This is a genomic window from Nocardia sp. NBC_01388, from assembly GCF_045040085.1.
In the GTDB taxonomy this organism is placed as follows: domain Bacteria; phylum Actinomycetota; class Actinomycetes; order Mycobacteriales; family Mycobacteriaceae; genus Nocardia.
Window position 1 is genome coordinate 8,788,157 of record NZ_CP109553.1, and the last position, 16,445, is coordinate 8,804,601.

Sequence of the window (16,445 nt, forward strand, 5' to 3'; positions counted from 1 at the left end):
TGTGGGAACTCTCACACACCCTCTCGAGTCACACCTCTTGACCGTTACGGTGCAGACTCGTGTTGTGCAGGTACACTGCGGCATTCAGCCGAATGCGATCCAACTCGGCTTCGCCCAGTTCGCGCCGCACCTTGCCCGGCACACCCGCCACCAGTGACCCCGGCGGAATCTGCGCCCCCTCCGGAATCAGCGCATTCGCGGCGATCAAACTGCCCGCACCGATCACCGCGCCATTGAGCACCGTCGCGCCCATGCCCACGAGCACATCGTCACCGATGGTGCACCCGTGCAGAATCGCATTGTGCCCCACCGAAACCCCCGCACCGACGGTGCACGGGAACCCGGGATCGGCATGCAGCACGGACCCGTCCTGAATATTGCTGCCCTGGCCGACACTGATGTCCTCGAGATCCCCGCGCAGCACCGCCGAGTACCAGACACTCACCTCCGCCGCCAGCCGCACCCGCCCGATCACCGTGGCATTCGGCGCAATCCACGCACTCTCGTCAATTTCCGGAGCATGCTCACCCAGCTGAATCCTCATACTCGAGAACCTATCGTCCGCGTCGCCCGCTGCGGCACCGCCCCGCGTCGCGAAGGCGACAACTGATCTCGTGAGCGTCGGGGTAACTCCCGGGGTACCCCCAGAACCCGCCCAGCACCTAACCGCCGGCACGGGTGCATGGCCGGTTGGGAACTCAGCCGCCCGCTGAAGTTCCGGAGAGGCGGAATTGCGTGCGGTGGGTTGCGGGGCTGGTGCCGAGTTGCCGGTGGAAGTGCTGGCGGAGGTTGACTGCGGTGCCCAGCCCCGCGTCGGCGGCAACGCGGTCCATGGTGTCGTCGGTGGATTCCAGCAGTAGGCGGGCGTGGTCGATGCGCTGATGCAACAGCCACTGCTGCGGGCTGGAACCGGTGCGGTCGCGGAAGCGGCGGGTGAAGGTGCGGCGCGACATGAGGGCGATGCGGGCCCAGGTATCCAGATCGACCGGTTCGCTGAGATGGGTACGCGCCCACACCATTGCGTGCTCGATGGGGTCGTTGTCGAGAGCCTCGGGAACGGCGACGGGAATGTACTGCGCCTGCGAACCACCCCGATGCGGGGCCAGTACCAGGGTGCGGGCCAATTCGGTGGCGGTGCGGCTGCCGAGATCGCTGCGCACCAGATGTAAGCAGCAGTCCAGAGCGGCGGCGACACCGGCGGAGGTGACCAGATCGCCGTGGTCGGACCAGAGGGTGTCGGCGCGCACCCGCACGGCCGGAAACGCGCGCGCCAACTCGGCTGCCGCGGACCAGTGCGTGGTGATCTCGCGGCCGTCGGCGAGACCGCTGCCGGCGACGGCCCAGGCGCCCAGGCACAGTCCGACAATGCGGCTCCCGCGCTGGTGCGCCCGCTGCAGTGCCGCGCGCGTGGGCTCGCTGAGTGGCTGGTGTCGTTTCCAGCTCGGAATGATCACCGTATCGGCGCGCTCCAGCACATCCAGGCCGTGCCGCACGACAATCTCGAATCCTGCGGGGGTAGAGAGGATTCCGGCCTGCTCGGCACAGATGTCGACGCGGTAGGGAGCATCCTTCTCGCCGCTCGTGCCGACCTGGCCGAACACCAGGCTGGGCACGGAGAGGTGGAAGGGACTGATCTGATCGAACGCGAGGACCGCCACCGAACGCATGGCCCGATTATATCGATAAGCGGCCTTCGGGCCACTGTTCGCCGGTGCGGGAGCCGGGCAAACTTCATGTCATGACGAACACGATCGATCGCACCGCTTCCACCACCGTCGACCTCCTGCACATCGGCGGCCCCACCGTGCGCTTCCGCTATGGCAACCTCACCTGGCTGACCGATCCGACGTTCGACGAGCCGGGCGACTACCCCTCCGGCCCCCTCGTCCTGCACAAGCTGACCGGCCCCGCCATCCCCGCCGATCAGGTCGGCCCGGTCGATGTGGTGCTGCTCTCGCACGATCAGCACTCCGACAATCTCGACCCCGCCGGCCGTGAATTCCTGACCACCGTCGAGCGGGTGCTGTCCACCCCCGACGCCGCCGGGCGCATGGAAGGCGTTCAGGGACTGCGGAACTGGGAATCGGTGACCATCGGTGACGTGACGGTCACCGGCGTGCCCGCGCTGCACGGCCCCGAGGGTGCGGAAGCGCTCTCGGGCGTGGTCACCGGTTTCGTCCTGCAGGCCGCCGAGCTGCCGACGATCTATGTCTCCGGCGACAATGCCTCCGTCGACCTCGTCGAGCAGATCGCGCAGCGCATCGGCCGCATCGATATCGCCCTCCTCTTCGTCGGCGCCGCGAATGTCGACCGCTTCGGCGACAGCGACGTCACCCTCAACGGCCGCAGCGCCGTCCGCGCCGCCGCTGCCCTCGGTGACGCCGTGATCGTCCCGGTGCACGGTGAAGGCTGGGGCCACTTCTCCGAAACCCTCGACTACCTCGCCCGCAATTTCGAATACGCGGGCCGCGCCGCCCAATTGGTCATCCCGATCCCCGGTGAAACCCTCGCGGTAGCCGCCCACTAGCCGTCACACGACTGTGCCCGGCATCCGGCCGGGCACAGTGACCGAGCGCGCACATGCCATCCCCGCCGTCGCCGGCATGTCATCTCTCGTCATCCCGGCATGCATTTCGGCCGGGGTCCACACCGGCGGTGCTCCTGCGGATTCGGTGAATTCCGGCTGGCATTCGCAGTCGAAGGCCCAGCTCTCGCCACAGAAGTCGAGCCGTGGCGGTGGTGGCGGCGGCCGGGTGAGTGGGACACCATGGCGGGTATGCGAATCGGTGTGCCACGGGAGGTCAAGGAACAGGAATTTCGGGTCGCGCTGACCCCCGCCGGGGCCGGGGAGTTGGTGCGGCAGGGGCATGAGGTGGTGATCGAGGCGTGTGCCGGCATCGGCTCCGGATTTGTGGATGCCGACTATGTCGCCGCCGGGGCGCGCATGCTGGCCACTCCCGATGAGGTGTGGGGTGCGGCCGAGCTGGTCTTGAAGGTGAAAGAGCCCATCGCTCAGGAGTATCCGCGGATGCGAGCGGGGCAGGTGCTGTTCACCTTCCTGCACCTGGCGGCCTCCCGCGAGTGCACCGAGGCGATTCTGCATTCCGGAATCACCGCCATCGCCTACGAGACCGTGCGTGCGGTGGACGGTTCGCTGCCGTTGCTGGCGCCCATGAGTGAGGTCGCCGGAAAGCTTGGCACCCAGGTCGGCGCGTATCAGCTGATGTCACCGCAGGGTGGGGAGGGCGTACTGCTGGGCGGGGTGCCCGGTGTGCGGCCCGCCGATGTGGTGGTGCTCGGCGGTGGGGTGGCGGGCAGTAATGCCGCCGGGGTCGCCGTGGGCATGGGTGCGCGAGTCACCGTGCTGGACACCAATATTCCGCGACTGCGCCAGCTCGACGCGCAGTTCGGCGGGCGGATCACCACTATCGGATCCAATGCCGTCGAGGTCGAAAAGTCGGTGCTGGCAGCGGATCTGGTGATCGGCTCGGTTCTCGTACCGGGTGCCCGGGCGCCGAAACTGGTACCCGACACCCTGGTCGCCCGCATGCGCCCGGGTTCCGTACTGGTGGATATCGCCATCGACCAGGGCGGGTGCTTCCAGAGCTCGCATCCGACCACGCATGCGAAACCCACCTTCCGCGTGGTGGATTCGCTGTTCTACTGCGTTGCCAATATGCCGGGGGCGGTGCCGCACACCGCCACGGTCGCGCTCACCAATGCCACGCTCCCGTATGCCCGCGCCATCGCAGACCTGGGCTGGCGAGTCGCGTGTGATGGCGATCCCGGTCTGGCGCAGGGGCTTACGGCCGATGCCGGGCAGCTGTATTCGCCGGAGGTCGCTGCGGCACACGGTCTGCACCCCGCCGGCCGGGCAGCGCACTGAGCGGGTAGCTCATCGGACGGACAGGCGGGTAGCTCATCGGACGGACAGGCGGGTAGCCCATCGGACGGACAGGCGGGTAGCTCATCGGACGGACAGGCGGGTAGCCCATCGGACGGACAGGCGGGTAGCCCAGCGCACAGACAGCGGGCCCGCCGCCGGATCGAATCCGGCGGCAGGCCCGCTGATCAGCGGATCAGCCGGCGTGCTCGCCCAGCGTCCAGTCGGCGTCGGCTTCGGTCGGAAGATTGTGCAGCTTATCGGGATTGCGCACCACATCGATATTGGTGATGCGGCCGTTGTCGATGGTGAACGAGAGCACGCCCAGGAATTTGCCGTCGAACACCACCAGGCCGGGGCGGCCGTTGACGAGCACCGAACGGCCCCATGCCCCACCGGTTTTCGTCATGAACTGCTGGAACTTCACCAGCGTGTCCGCGACCGCGCCCGAACCGTGCAGCGGATGCAGGAACGCCTGCACCTTGCCGCCGCCGTCGGAGGTGAAGGTGACGTTGGAATCCAGTACGCCCAGCAGGGCGCTCAGATCACCCGAGCGCCAGGCTACGGAGAAGGCCGATACCACCTGCTCGTGCTCGGCCGGATCGGCCGGGAAGCGCGGGGTGCCCGACTCCACATGCTTGCGCGCGCGAGATGCCAACTGGCGCACCGCCGCCGGGGTGCGGCCCACCACCTCGGCCACCTCCGGACCCGTCATGCCGAAGACATCCTGCAGCACGAACGCGGTGCGTTCGGCGGGGGAGAGCGATTCCAGCACCACGAGCAGTGCGGTGGTGACGCGCTCGTCCTGGGTGACGCGGTCGGCCGGATCATCCCAATTGGTGATCTCGGGTTCGGGCAGCCATTCGCCGACGTACTGTTCACGCCGGGCGCGCGCGGAGCCCAGATGGTCCAGCGCCAGGCGTCCGGTGACGGTGGTCAGCCAGGCGCGCAGATTCTCGATCTCGGCGCCGTCCGGGCCGGCCTCGTAGTAGCGCTGCAGCCGCAGCCACGCGTCCTGCACCACATCGTCGGCATCACTGAGACTGCCGAGCGTGCTGTAGGCGACCCGGCGCAGATATCCGCGATGCTCCTCGAATCGGCGCGCCAACTCGTCCTGACCGGGTGCACCGTGCCGTTCGTCGCTGCTCATTGTCGCCTCACCGTTCGTTTCCACTCGCCCGTCCGGACGATCACTCACCCAACCGACGAAACAGACGCGTCCACTGTGACATTGCCGCGTTGCGTTCCGAGTCCCGGGCCGGATTCAGCGGCGGGTGAATGCAACTGCTGCGGCGGCCAGCACGGTGGCGAGCTGCACGGCCTCGGAGAGCCGGACCGCGCGGCGCAGATCACGCACCCTGGGGGCAGGGCCGTCCCCGAGCGTGGGCCGCATTTCGATACCGTGCTGGTACTGCGTGAGCCCACCGAGCCGCACCCCGAGCGCACCGGCCATAGAGGCTTCCGCCACACCGGCATTCGGGCTGGGATGCTTGCCGCCATCGCGCCGCCACGCCCGCCACGCATCGGCGGGCCTGCCCCCGACCACCGGCGCAAGCACCGTAGTGACTACGCCCGCCACTCGCGCAGGCCCCAGATTGGCCACATCATCCGTGCGAGCCGCAGCCCACCCGAACCGCCTGTACCGCTCATTGCGATACCCGACCATCGCATCGAGCGTATTGATCGCGCGATAAGCCAGCAGCCCCGGCACCCCCGCCACCGCACCCCAGAACAGCGGCGCCACAGTCGCATCCGAGGTGTTCTCCGCAATCGACTCGAGCGCCGCCCGAGCCAGCCCGTCCGCATCGAGAAACTCCGGATCCCGCCCGCACAGCGAAGGCAGCAACTCCCGCGCCCCCGCCACATCCCCCGCCTCCAGCCGATCCGCCATCTCCCGCCCCGTCCGCGCCAGCGTGGTCCCGCCCAGCACAGTCCAGGTAGCCGCCGCCGTCAGCAGAATCTCGCCCACCGCCCGCCCAGCGCCACTCCTCCCGGAACCCGCCTCGGCATTCGGGCCGCCGCCGAGGGCCATCCCCGCCGTGTGAGACCGATCGAGCCCGGCCCGCCGCGGCTCGCGGACCGCCCGCCGAGCCCCGACCCCGAAGCCCGCGACCGCCCCGACCAGCAAGACTTCGTGCACCACCCCGGCCCCGCGCCCATCCCGATACGTGACCTTCTCCAAAGCCTGTGCCGCCGAACCGAACCCAGCCACCGGATGCCCGCGCCGCGGATCCCCGAACACCCGATCCAAGGCAGCCCCCACCACCAAACCGGCCGCAACAACACTCCCCGTACGCACCCGGCGAGGTTATCCACCGTGGGATGCGCGGTTGTGCTGGGGTCAGCGACGGGTGTCGCCGTAGCGGCTGGCCAGGCGGGCTTCGGTGGTCGGGGGTTTGGGTGCGGGAGGTGGGGTGGGGGTTTCGGGCGTGGGGGTGTTGGGGTCGCCGGTGGGGATTGGTTGGTCGGCGGGGGCGGACTCGGCGCGTTCGCGGCGGCGGGCGCGGATTTCGGCGAAGACGAAGTAGCCGAGGCCCAGTGGAGCCATGATGCCGAAGGCCAGCCATTGGAGGCCGTAGGAGAGGTAGGGGCCGGCGTCCAGTTGGGGGAGGTCTACAGGGGTGAAGGCGCCGGGCTGGTGCTCGTCGAGTTGGAGGTAGCCGCCTCGGGCGTTGGTGGGGAGGGGGGTCAGGGGGATGCCGAGAACGGTCGATTCCTGCTGGGTGTCGATCGAATAGACCTGGCGGTAGCCGTCTCCGGACATGGGGGGCTTGGAATCGATGATGCCTTCGGAGGCTCGGACGCGCGCTTCCAGATGCTGCGGTCCGGCGGGCGCGTCGGGTACCCGCGGTGTGCCGGAGCCGTTGACGGCGGCCAGCAGACCGCGGTCGATCAGGACGGTGCGGCCGTCGTCCAGCGTGAAGGCCGAGAGCACCGAGAACGCGGGCGCGGAGCCGAGATGCTGCAGGCGCACGAGCACTGTCGACTCGGGGACGTAACTGCCGCTGGCGGTGACCCGCCGCCATTCGGTGTCCTTGGTGGACCCGCTGAGCAGCGTGCCCACATCGATCGGCGCGGCGTGCACCGAATCGGCAATGCGCTGATTGCGCGCGGAGGTGGTGGTGTTCTTCCCCAGCTGCCACGGCGCGAGCACCGTGAAACACAGGTACGCGAATCCGGCGACCACCGCGGCGAGGATCAGCCAGCTCGGTCGCAGCAGGAAGGTGAAGCGGCGCAGCAGTGCGGTTTTCGAGCTCATGCGCGATCGCCCGCACCGAGCTGTGCGTGTACCCATTCCAGCAGTCCCGGCATTGCCGCCTCGATCTGTTCGCGCACCAGGACGAAATCGGACTGGTCGCCGTAGTAGGGATCGGGCACATCCGGCCCGTCGGCGTCCGGATCGAAACTGCGCAGCAGTCGCCTTCGTTCCAGCGGCACACCCAGGTGCGCCAGCGCCCGCTCGTGCCCGGAATCCAGCGCGACCAGCAGATCCGCGTCCAGATGATCGTCGCCGATCACCGCCGCGGCATGCCCGACCGGATAGCCGTGCGCCCGCAATTCGCCGGTCGTGCGCCGGTCCGCCTCGTCGCCGACATGCCAGCTCCCGGTCCCGGCGCTGCTCACCCGCACCCGATCGGCCAGACCCGCCCGCTCGAGATGCGCCGCGAAGATCTTCTCGGCCATCGGAGAACGGCAGATATTGCCCGTGCAGATGAATGTCACATGCAGCTCGCCCACGACAGCCATTCTGTCCGGTGACCCCCGAGCCCGGCCACGTAGGGTGTTCGCTGTGCCGCAGAACACGGCGGAAAGCCGCGACCCAGACCCCGCCGCGAGCCGTGCCCCGGCCCGCGCGACCGGTCTCGCCGCCGGCACCGCCCGGAACTCCGCGGACATGACCCCGGCCATCGCCGAGACCCTTGCGGCGGACACCGGTGCTCGCCGTGAGACCGCCGATGCCGTGGGCGGCGAGTTGGCATCCAGCCCTAGGGACAAATCGGACGGCGCTACGAGCATCGCCCCGATCGTCGCCGCGGCCTATTTGGTGGGAGGCGAGACGGTCTCTGCCTTTGGGCGAACATCGAACTCTCCCGCAAGCAGCGACCGGATCGTCACTGCGAATACGGCGCCCGTGGTGGGCGGCGCACTTGGGAGCGAACCGACGGTCGGGCTCGGTCATGACGAGAGTTCTGTCGACTACTCGAAGCTGCGGCATCACGGGGATGTCGAGGCGTATGCCGGGATGGTCGACTTCGCGGTGAATGTGCAGGGGAGTGCGCCGCCGGAGTGGTTGCGGGAGCGGCTGGCGGGGCGGCTCGGGGAGCTGGGGCGGTATCCGGATGCGGGGGAGGAGCGGGCTGCGCGGGGGGTGGTCGCGGCGCGGCACGGGCGGCGGGCAGAGGAGGTGCTGCTGCTGGCGGGTGCGGCGGAGGGGTTTGCGCTGCTGCCGCGATTGGGGTCGAAACTTGCCGCGGTGATTCATCCTTCGTTCACGGAGCCGGAACTGGCGCTGCGCGAGGCCGGGGTTCCGGTGGCCCGAGTGGTGCTCGAGGCGCCGTACACGCTGGATTCGGCGCAGGTGCCGGAGGCTGCGGATCTGGTGGTGCTGGGCAATCCGACCAATCCGACATCGGTGCTGCATCCGGCCGAGAGCCTGCGGGCGCTGCGGCGACCGGGGCGAATCGTGGTGGTGGACGAGGCATTCGCCGATGCCGTGCCGGGTGAGCCGGAATCCCTTGCGGGAGAATCATCTTCCGATGTGCTGGTACTGCGCAGCCTCACCAAGACCTGGGCGTTGGCGGGACTGCGGTGCGGATACCTGCTCGGCGAACCGGCACTGTTGGCGCGGTTGAATCACGGCCGCCCGCATTGGCCTTTGGGCACACTGCAATTGGAAGCGATCGCGGCCACCAGCCCGCCCGCGGCCGTCGCCGAATCACAGCGTCAGGCCGAGGCGATCGTCATGAACCGGCGTGCCATGATTCCCCGACTGCGCGAACTCGGTATCGACGTGCACGAACCGGCGCACGGCCCCTTCCTGCTGATTCGGGTCCCCGATGCCGAACTGTTGCGAAAGAAGCTTGCCGACAAGGGAATTGCGGTCCGCCGCGGTGATACGTTCCCCGGGTTGGAAACGGGATTCCTGCGATTGGCGGTACGCCCGGCCGGAGAAGTCGATCGGCTGGTGGCGGCCATTCGGGAAGTCGGTCTGTGAATCACCCGCACCGCGGGTGATATTGGTGAATGTGTCTCGGAGGAGGTTCGGTTGTGGTGACGGCGAGCGCGCAGACGGTACGACTTTCCGATGTCATGGCGGCGTTGGATGCGGCATATCCGCCGAGGCTCGCCGAATCGTGGGATTCGGTCGGGCTGGTCAGCGGTGATCCGGCCGATTCGGTGTCGCGCGTCCTGTTCGCCGTGGACGCCACCGCCGCGGTGGTGGACGAGGCGATCGCCTGGGGCGCACAGGCATTGGTCGTGCACCATCCGCTGCTGCTGCGCGGGGTGGACACGGTGGCGGCGAGCACCCCGAAAGGCGCACTGCTGCACCGGCTCATTCGCTCCGGGTGCGCGCTGTTCACCGCGCACACCAATGCGGACTCCGCCGATCCGGGCGTCTCGGATGCACTCGCGGCTGCCATCGGATTGACGGTGACCGGGCCGTTGGACCCGAAACCTCTTGCGGCTCTGGATACCTGGGTGGTGATGGTGCCGACGTCGCATGCAGAGTCGGTGCTGGACGCCCTCTTCGCCGCGGGTGCGGGCGCGACCGGGAACTATCGGGACAGCGCCTGGCGTGCGGAGGGCATCGGCCAGTTCCGTCCCATGGAGGGTGCGAATCCGACCCTCGGCGCGATCAGCGAACTGCACAGTTCCGAGGGTTACCGCCTCGAGGTCGTCGCGCCGCCCGCCCGGCGCGCGGCGGTGCTGGCTGCGCTGCGCGCCTCCCATCCGTACGAGGAACCGGCCTATGACGTGACCGAGCGCGCGAAGCTGCCGTCCACCCTGGGAATCGGGCGGGTGGGCGAGCTCGCTGCGCCGGAAACGTTGCGCGAGTTCACCGCTCGCGTCCGAGCGGGGTTGCCCCCGACCGCCTGGGGTGTGCGGGCCGCCGGTGATCCCGACCGGATCATTCGCACGGTGGCGGTGTGCGGCGGTGCGGGTGATTCGTTCCTGAATACCGTCGCGCGGCTCGGCGTCGACGCGTATGTCACCTCGGATCTGCGCCACCACCCGGCCGACGAACATTTGCGTGCCGGTGGGCCCGCGCTGATCGACGCTGCCCACTGGGCCACCGAATTCCCTTGGTGCACACAGGCTGAAGGAATTGTGCGTGCGGCGCTGCCAGGGGTGGAGACGCGGGTGTCGGGTGTGCGGACGGATCCCTGGAGTATCGGGTCTGCTGAGTGATACCGGCCTGAGCGGTCAAAGACCGCCGCAGACCGTCAATATTTGACGCCCTGCAGCGAAAATTGACCGCTCAGGCCGGATTTCACGCCTCCGCGACGATCGTCGGCTCGTGCCCCACCGGGAAATTCACCGAATTGGCGATGAAGCATTTCTTGTGCGCATCCACATGCAATCGCTCGGCGGTCTCGAGCATGCCGGGTTCGGTCACCGTGATGGCGGGGCGCAGTGTGACGCGCTGGAATCGCTCGTCGTCCATGGTCCCGATCGCGCTGTCGCGGTACTCGGTCACCACCACCCCGGCCTCGGCGCACAGGTGCAGATACCAGAGCATGTGACACTCCGACAGGGCCGCGACCAGCAGCTGTTCCGGATTCCACCGGCTCTTGTCGCCGCGGAATTTCGGGTCGGCTGTCCCGGGAATCGGCGGGCGACCCGCTGCCAGCACCTCATGGTCGCGTGAGTACGAGCGGTAGCCGGTGGTCGCGCCCGACCACGTGACCTCGACCTCATATGTGTGCTCTCCCATGGCTCGACACTGCCATATTCCCGCCGTCACGCGCCCGTGGATTTCCGGCCTTCACGATCGAATGTCCAGCTAGATGCGGGGTTGGCCGATCGGGCCTGTTCGGGCGGGTACGCTGGCAGTCTTGAACCGTCCATAGCGTCCAGGAGACACTCCGCGTTGAATGCCGAACCTTCGATCCAGTCCAAGCTGCTCGACCTCGCCGCTGTCGACGCCGAGCTGACCCGGATCGAGCATCGCCGCAAGGTGCTGCCCGAGGAGCAGGAGGTGCAGCGGCTGGAGACCGAGCGGACATCCCGCAAGGACGCGGCCGTGAAGGTGCAGATCCTCATCGACGATCTGGACCGCGATATCCGCAAGCTGGAGGGCGAGATCGACGCCGTCCGCAAGCGTGAGGACCGCGACCGCACCATGCTGACCTCCGGTTCGGTGGGCGCCAAGCAGCTTTCGGAGCTGCAGCACGAGCTCACCAGCCTGGAGCGCCGCCGCAAGGTGCTCGAGGACGACGAGATCGATGTGCTGGAGCGCCGCGAGGCCGCCGCCGCCGATCACGCGCACGCCGGCGCCAATCTCGACCAGGCCGAGACCGATCTGATCGACGCCCAGCGCCGCCGCGACGACGCCGTGGCCGACTTGGCCGTGGCCCAGCAGCGCTGCAATTCCGACCGCGAGGCGCTGTCCAAGTCCTTCCCCGCCGACCTGATCGCCGCCTACGAAAAGCAGCGCGCGTCCACCGGCATCGGCGCCGCCCTCCTGCAGGCCCGCCGCTGCGGCGCCTGCCGCATCGAAATCGACCGCGGCGAAATCTCCCGCATCACCCAGACCGCCCCCGACGTGGTCGTCCGCTGCCCCGAATGCAACGCAATCCTGGTGCGCACCAAGCACTCCGGCCTCTGATCGACGAAGGCCACCGCCAACCTGCCGCCAGGCCTCCGTCCGGACTCCACCGCACCCGGACATAACCCGCCTCGGCGATCAGCTGAGCCGAGTCATCCAGTTCGGTGCATCGCATGGTCGAAGGCGAGCCAGGTGCTCGATTCAGGACTCGAGCACCGGCGGGAGCTGTGCGGCATGGCGGTCACGTGTCTGACTGTGGGACGGGTGCGCCGAGGTCCTCGCGGCGCGACTCGGGCACCCGCCGGAGCCGCCGACCGACCTGCGACCCGTGGCGGTGGTCGATGCCGACTACGGTCGCTCGCAGAGATCACGGAACCGTCCGCAGCGGTGCTCGGCTCGTGCCGGGGGGCGGCGTGGGACAGTGCAGGGTGCGGCGATCGATTCGGGCATGCGGCTCGGCGGTGGTGTCGCGGTTGCGGTAGCGACTTCCAGACCTATGGAGGGTGTGTAGCGGTGGTGGACAAGGTGATCATCGAGGCGGATGGCGGGTCGCGGGGGAATCCGGGGCCGGCCGGGTACGGCGCGGTGGTGTGGGATGCCGATCGGCAGCGGGTGCTGGCCGAGCGGAAGGAATTCCTCGGGGTCGCCACCAATAATGTCGCCGAGTATCGGGGGTTGATCGCCGGGCTGGAGGCTGCCGCCGAGTTGGGGGCGCGTGAGGTTTCGGTGCGGATGGACTCCAAGCTGGTGGTGGAGCAGCTGTCCGGGCGCTGGAAGGTCAAGCACCCGGCCATGATTCCGCTGGCCGATCGTGCTCGCCGGCTGGTCGCCGGATTCGATCGGGTGAGTTTCGCGTGGATTCCACGGGCCGAGAATTCGCACGCCGACCGCCTCGCCAATGAGGCAATGGATGATGCGCCCACTGTCGACGAGGTGCGCACGGCACTGTTGTCGCCGGCCGACCTCGCCGTGGAATCGGCTCGCGCGGAAGCGTTCTCGTCGGCAGCCGATACCGCCGCGAGTCCCGCTCGAGCGGACGCGGGATCATCGGCCGCAGCCTCGGCCGCTGGGGGATCGTCGGCGGTGACCTCGGCTGACGCGGGATCGTCGGCTGTAACCTCGGCTGACGCGGGATCGTCGGCGGTGACCTCGGCTGACGCGGGATCGTCGGCTGTAGCCTCGGCTGACGCGGGATCGTCGGCGGTGACCTCGGCTGACGCGGGATCGTCGGCTGTAGCCTCGGCTGACGCGGGATCGTCGGCTGTAACCTCGGCTGACGCGGGATCGTCGGCTGTAGCCTCGGCTGACGCGGGATCGTCGGCTGTAACCTCGGCTGACGCGGGATCGTCGGCTGTAGCCTCGGCTGACGCGGGATCGTCGGCTGTAACCTCGGCCGATGGGGGATCATCGGCTGCAACCTCGGCTGACGCGGGATCGTCGGCTGTAACCTCGGCCGATGGGGGATCATCGGCTGCAACCTCGGCTGACGCCGGATCACCCTCCGCAGCCTCGTCCGATGCTGGATCGTCGGTCGGCGCGGGATCGGCATCGGGCGCTAAGGATTCGGCGCCCGGCTGGACCGGTGCGATGGGGAAGCCGACGCGCCTGCTACTGCTGCGGCATGGGCAGACGGAGTTGTCGGTGGAACGGCGTTATTCGGGCCGGGGTAATCCGCCGCTGACGGAGCTGGGGCGCGAGCAGGTAGCCGCTGCCGCGAAAATGCTTGCGACCAAGGGGAATATCGCGGCGATCGTGTCGTCACCACTGGGCCGGGCCCGGGAGACGGCCGAGGCGGCCGGACGGGCGCTCGGCCTGCCGGTGCGCGTCCTCGACGGCCTGATCGAGACGGATTTCGGTGCGTGGGAAGGCCTTACCTTCCCGGAGGCGGCCCGGCAGGATCCGGAACTGCACGCCCGCTGGCTCGGTGACCCGTCGGTGCCCCCGCCCGGCGGCGGCGAAAGCTTCGACCAGGTGCGCGAGCGCATCGAAGGCGTTCGCCGCGACCTCGTCGCCCTCTACCCGGGCGCGAATGTCCTTGTCGTCAGCCACGTCACGCCGATCAAAACCCTCCTGCAACTGGCCCTCGGCGTAGGCCCCTCGCTCCTGTACCGCCTGCATTTGGACCTGGCATCCCTCTCGATCGCCGAGTTCTACCCCGACGGCGGCTCCTCCGTCCGCCTGGCCAACGACACCTCATACCTCTAGCGCTCCGGCGCTCTACGCCGCTACGGCACTGCCGGACCCCTCATTCCGGCGTGCTTTGGCCGGGATCCGCTGTGCCGGGGGAGATCCCGGCCGCAAGCATGCCGGGATGATGAGAGCAACTCATGCCGGGATGCCGTGAGATTCGGGCTGGGATGGCGACTGATGTATCGGCTCGGTCGTTCAGGGTCTCAGCACGGCGGTGAGGAATTCCGTTTGGTCGTAGACGGCCTTTTCGAACCAGTCGTCGAAGTAGATGTCGAAATGGCCGATCGGGTATTGCTTGACGACCGCGTGCTTGGTGCGTTCGGCCGCGCGCAGCGTGGGCCCGGCGGGCGCGACGCTGTCGTTCTCGCAGATCGCGTAGAACACCGGCGCTTTGATGTCTTTGGTGCGCCGGGCGGGAGCGTCGAACAGTGTCGACATACCAACCCGCGCGGGCACTTTCGGCCGGTAGTGGGTGCTCTCCTCGGCCAGCCGCCCGAACCCCTCCGGGACATCGGAGGCGCTCATCAGCGCCGACGAATGCCGCTTACCCGCCAGCCGCGCCGAGATCGGCCGCCGGATGATCGGGCTCACAATCAGATCCGTGAGGGCCAGCGTCCCCGTCTTCACCAGGCTGATCGGCCCCTTCGCCAGGGCGGAAGCCCAGCCGCTGGTGAACGGGCACTGCGCGACCACGGCGGCCAGGTAGTGGTCGTCCGGCGCTACGGACAGCGCGTGCCCGCCACCGAACGAACTGCCCCACAGCGCGATTCGCGTCGCATCGATACCGCGAATCGTGCGCGCGTAGGCGATTGCGGCATGCCAGTCGGCCCGCTGCTTACCGATATCGATGACCTGCCGGGGTTCACCCCCACTCGCACCGAAATGCCGATAATCAAAGGCCAGCACCGCGATTCCGGCCGCGGCGAAGCGCCGCGCATACCGATCGAGTCCCATTTCGCGATCCGCCCCGAGCCCGTGTCCCATAACGACCAGCGGTCGCGGCCGCATCGGCCCGTCCGGCATATACAGCCACCCCGCACACTGTTCACCACCAGAAGGGAACCCCACCTCGACACGCTCCATGACCCGTTACCGTACCCTGGTGCGCGCGGACGAGTCGGTCGGGCGGCCGCGGTGATGGGAACGGGCATGCGAATGCCGCCGCCCGTCGCCGAGGAAAGTCCGGACTCCACAGAGCAGGGCGGTTGTTAACGGCAACCCGGGGTGACCCGCGGGACAGTGCCACAGAAAACAAACCGCCGGCGGCGTGCTCGCGAGAGCGCGCTGCCGGTAAGGGTGAAACGGTGCGGTAAGAGCGCACCAGCGTGCCGGGTGACCGGCGCGGCTAGGTAAACCCCGCCCGGAGCAAGGTCGAAGGTCGCACTCGCGAGAGTGCGGCTGCGCAGGTGCCTGAGGGCTGCTCGCCCGAGCCTGCGGGTTGACTGCTCGAGGCACCCGGCAACGGTGTGTCCAGATGGATGGTCGCCACCCGGTGTTCGCACCGGGGACAGGATCCGGCTTACAGACCGACTCGTTCGCCCCTTTCGGTCATGATCGCGCGGTGCCATGATGGTGGTGGGCTGCGGCCGGATACCCGTGGCACGGTGGGAAATTGGCGCGCAATGGACGTTCTGTCTGTGCTGATCGCAGTGATCGCAATTCTGTTCGTGGTGACGGGGCTGGTGCTCGCCTCGGGGGTTCGGGTGATCGCCCAATACGAGAAAGGCGTGGTCTTCCGGCTGGGCCGGGTGCGCGCGGTGCGTGAACCCGGTATGCGAATGCTGATTCCGGGCGTGGATCGCATGCGCAAGATCTCTACGCAGGTCATCACCATGCCGGTGCCCGCGCAGGACGGGATCACTCGCGACAATGTGACCGTGCGGGTGGACGCGGTCGTCTACTTCCGGGTCGTCGACCCGCTGCGCGCGATTATCGAGGTGCAGAACTATCTGTTCGCCATCGGACAGGTGGCGCAGACCTCGCTGCGTTCGGTCATCGGCAAGAGTGATCTGGATGATCTGCTCTCCAATCGGGAAGAGCTCAACAAGGGCCTCGAGATCATGATCGACAATCCGGCGCTGGGCTGGGGTGTGCACATCGATCGGGTCGAGATCAAGGATGTGGCACTGCCGGATTCGATGAAACGCTCCATGTCCCGGCAGGCCGAAGCCGAGCGTGAACGCCGCGCCCGCATTATCTCCGCCGAGGGCGAACTGCAGGCCTCGCAGATGCTGACCGATGCCGCCACGAAGATGGCCGAGGCCCCGGGCGCACTGCAACTTCGCCTGCTGGAAACGGTTGTTCAGGTTGCTGCGGAAAAGAATTCGACACTGGTGCTGCCGTTCCCGGTGGAGCTACTGCGCTTCCTGGAGAGCAGCACCAAGGCCAATGAGCGTGCGGCGGCCGCGGACTCGGCCGCGAAAGACATCGGATCGCAACAATCGGCGATAGCCGATGGGAATGAGAAAGCGGCGCAACCGCGGGCAGACGGCCCCGGTGCGATCGAAGAAAAATGATGAGGAGCAAGACCATGTCCGTACTGATCCAGCCGTTGGCGGTAATCGTGCTGTTCGTGATCGCCTACCTGTTCAAACTGCTGTC

At 68.1% G+C, this 16,445-nt stretch carries 15 protein-coding genes and 1 other RNA gene; 8 read left to right on the forward strand and 8 right to left on the reverse strand.

The features are described from left to right. Positions 1-28 precede the first annotated feature (28 nt). Together OG716_RS41530 and OG716_RS41535 are read right to left on the reverse strand one after the other, a co-directional pair. A complete protein-coding gene (locus tag OG716_RS41530) occupies positions 29-544 on the reverse strand; it encodes a gamma carbonic anhydrase family protein (protein WP_405135636.1) in 516 nt (171 codons plus the stop codon). Between the two features lie 154 nt (positions 545-698). Next, positions 699-1,667 carry a GlxA family transcriptional regulator gene (locus OG716_RS41535; protein ID WP_405135638.1) on the reverse strand — a complete coding sequence of 323 codons (969 nt, stop codon included), beginning with the start codon at positions 1,665-1,667 and terminating at the stop codon, positions 699-701. Between the two features lie 71 nt (positions 1,668-1,738). On the opposite strand from OG716_RS41535, the gene OG716_RS41540 reads away from it, so the two are divergent. Together OG716_RS41540 and ald are read left to right on the forward strand one after the other, a co-directional pair. Continuing rightward, on the forward strand, positions 1,739-2,527 hold the full coding sequence (locus OG716_RS41540; RefSeq protein WP_405135639.1) for an MBL fold metallo-hydrolase: 789 nt from the start codon (positions 1,739-1,741) through the stop codon (positions 2,525-2,527). Between the two features lie 249 nt (positions 2,528-2,776). Further along, entirely contained in the window at positions 2,777-3,886 is a 1,110-nt protein-coding gene (gene ald / locus OG716_RS41545) for an alanine dehydrogenase (RefSeq protein ID WP_405135640.1), read from the forward strand. 193 nt (positions 3,887-4,079) lie between these two features. Here the strand turns inward: ald and sigJ are convergent, their stop codons facing one another. The 4 genes from sigJ to OG716_RS41565 all read right to left on the reverse strand — a co-directional run bounded on the left by sigJ (position 4,080) and on the right by OG716_RS41565 (position 7,630). After that, positions 4,080-5,033, reverse strand: coding sequence for an RNA polymerase sigma factor SigJ (gene sigJ, locus OG716_RS41550; RefSeq protein WP_405135641.1), 954 nt, complete (start codon positions 5,031-5,033; stop codon positions 4,080-4,082). A gap of 114 nt (positions 5,034-5,147) precedes the next feature. Continuing rightward, positions 5,148-6,182 carry a cobalamin biosynthesis protein gene (locus OG716_RS41555; RefSeq protein WP_405135642.1) on the reverse strand — a complete coding sequence of 345 codons (1,035 nt, stop codon included), beginning with the start codon at positions 6,180-6,182 and terminating at the stop codon, positions 5,148-5,150. A 42-nt stretch (positions 6,183-6,224) separates the two neighbouring features. Then, positions 6,225-7,121 (reverse strand): SURF1 family protein, encoded by an 897-nt coding sequence (locus tag OG716_RS41560; RefSeq protein WP_405140276.1) that lies wholly within the window; start codon positions 7,119-7,121, stop codon positions 6,225-6,227. Between the two features lie 17 nt (positions 7,122-7,138). Continuing rightward, complete coding sequence (locus tag OG716_RS41565; RefSeq protein WP_405135643.1) at positions 7,139-7,630, reverse strand: low molecular weight protein-tyrosine-phosphatase; 492 nt, start codon at positions 7,628-7,630, stop codon at positions 7,139-7,141. Positions 7,631-8,018: 388 nt separating this feature from the next. Between OG716_RS41565 and cobC the strand changes: the two genes are divergently transcribed. Together cobC and OG716_RS41575 are read left to right on the forward strand one after the other, a co-directional pair. Continuing rightward, a complete protein-coding gene (cobC, locus tag OG716_RS41570) occupies positions 8,019-9,098 on the forward strand; it encodes an Rv2231c family pyridoxal phosphate-dependent protein CobC (protein WP_405140278.1) in 1,080 nt (359 codons plus the stop codon). Positions 9,099-9,193: 95 nt separating this feature from the next. Then, positions 9,194-10,294: a Nif3-like dinuclear metal center hexameric protein gene (locus OG716_RS41575; RefSeq protein WP_405140280.1), complete on the forward strand. Its 1,101-nt coding sequence runs from the start codon at positions 9,194-9,196 to the stop codon at positions 10,292-10,294. Positions 10,295-10,376: 82 nt separating this feature from the next. Here the strand turns inward: OG716_RS41575 and OG716_RS41580 are convergent, their stop codons facing one another. Then, positions 10,377-10,820, reverse strand: a complete 444-nt coding sequence (locus OG716_RS41580; protein ID WP_405135644.1) for an OsmC family protein — start codon at positions 10,818-10,820, stop codon at positions 10,377-10,379. 156 nt (positions 10,821-10,976) lie between these two features. Between OG716_RS41580 and OG716_RS41585 the strand changes: the two genes are divergently transcribed. Together OG716_RS41585 and OG716_RS41590 are read left to right on the forward strand one after the other, a co-directional pair. Next, on the forward strand, positions 10,977-11,714 hold the full coding sequence (locus tag OG716_RS41585; RefSeq protein ID WP_405135645.1) for a zinc ribbon domain-containing protein: 738 nt from the start codon (positions 10,977-10,979) through the stop codon (positions 11,712-11,714). Between the two features lie 456 nt (positions 11,715-12,170). Next, complete coding sequence (locus tag OG716_RS41590) at positions 12,171-13,859, forward strand: bifunctional RNase H/acid phosphatase (protein WP_405140282.1); 1,689 nt, start codon at positions 12,171-12,173, stop codon at positions 13,857-13,859. Positions 13,860-14,039: 180 nt separating this feature from the next. On the opposite strand, the gene OG716_RS41595 is transcribed toward OG716_RS41590, so the two are convergent. Further along, positions 14,040-14,927, reverse strand: coding sequence for an alpha/beta hydrolase (locus tag OG716_RS41595; RefSeq protein WP_405135646.1), 888 nt, complete (start codon positions 14,925-14,927; stop codon positions 14,040-14,042). A gap of 30 nt (positions 14,928-14,957) precedes the next feature. On the opposite strand from OG716_RS41595, the gene rnpB reads away from it, so the two are divergent. Further along, an RNA gene (rnpB, locus tag OG716_RS41600) (RNase P RNA component class A) lies at positions 14,958-15,382 on the forward strand. Positions 15,383-15,466: 84 nt separating this feature from the next. Beyond that, on the forward strand, positions 15,467-16,360 hold the full coding sequence (locus OG716_RS41605) for a slipin family protein (protein ID WP_405135647.1): 894 nt from the start codon (positions 15,467-15,469) through the stop codon (positions 16,358-16,360). The last annotated feature ends 85 nt before the right edge of the window (positions 16,361-16,445 follow it).

Coding starts and splice junctions, on each gene's coding strand:
- OG716_RS41530 (WP_405135636.1), bottom strand. CDS start 544: ATGAGGATTCAGCTGGGTGAGCATGCTCCGGAAATTGACGAGAGTGCG.
- OG716_RS41535 (WP_405135638.1), bottom strand. CDS start 1,667: ATGCGTTCGGTGGCGGTCCTCGCGTTCGATCAGATCAGTCCCTTCCAC.
- OG716_RS41540 (WP_405135639.1), top strand. CDS start 1,739: ATGACGAACACGATCGATCGCACCGCTTCCACCACCGTCGACCTCCTG.
- ald (WP_405135640.1), top strand. CDS start 2,777: ATGCGAATCGGTGTGCCACGGGAGGTCAAGGAACAGGAATTTCGGGTC.
- sigJ (WP_405135641.1), bottom strand. CDS start 5,033: ATGAGCAGCGACGAACGGCACGGTGCACCCGGTCAGGACGAGTTGGCG.
- OG716_RS41565 (WP_405135643.1), bottom strand. CDS start 7,630: ATGGCTGTCGTGGGCGAGCTGCATGTGACATTCATCTGCACGGGCAAT.
- OG716_RS41575 (WP_405140280.1), top strand. CDS start 9,194: ATGGCGGCGTTGGATGCGGCATATCCGCCGAGGCTCGCCGAATCGTGG.
- OG716_RS41580 (WP_405135644.1), bottom strand. CDS start 10,820: ATGGGAGAGCACACATATGAGGTCGAGGTCACGTGGTCGGGCGCGACC.
- OG716_RS41595 (WP_405135646.1), bottom strand. CDS start 14,927: ATGGAGCGTGTCGAGGTGGGGTTCCCTTCTGGTGGTGAACAGTGTGCG.
- OG716_RS41605 (WP_405135647.1), top strand. CDS start 15,467: ATGGACGTTCTGTCTGTGCTGATCGCAGTGATCGCAATTCTGTTCGTG.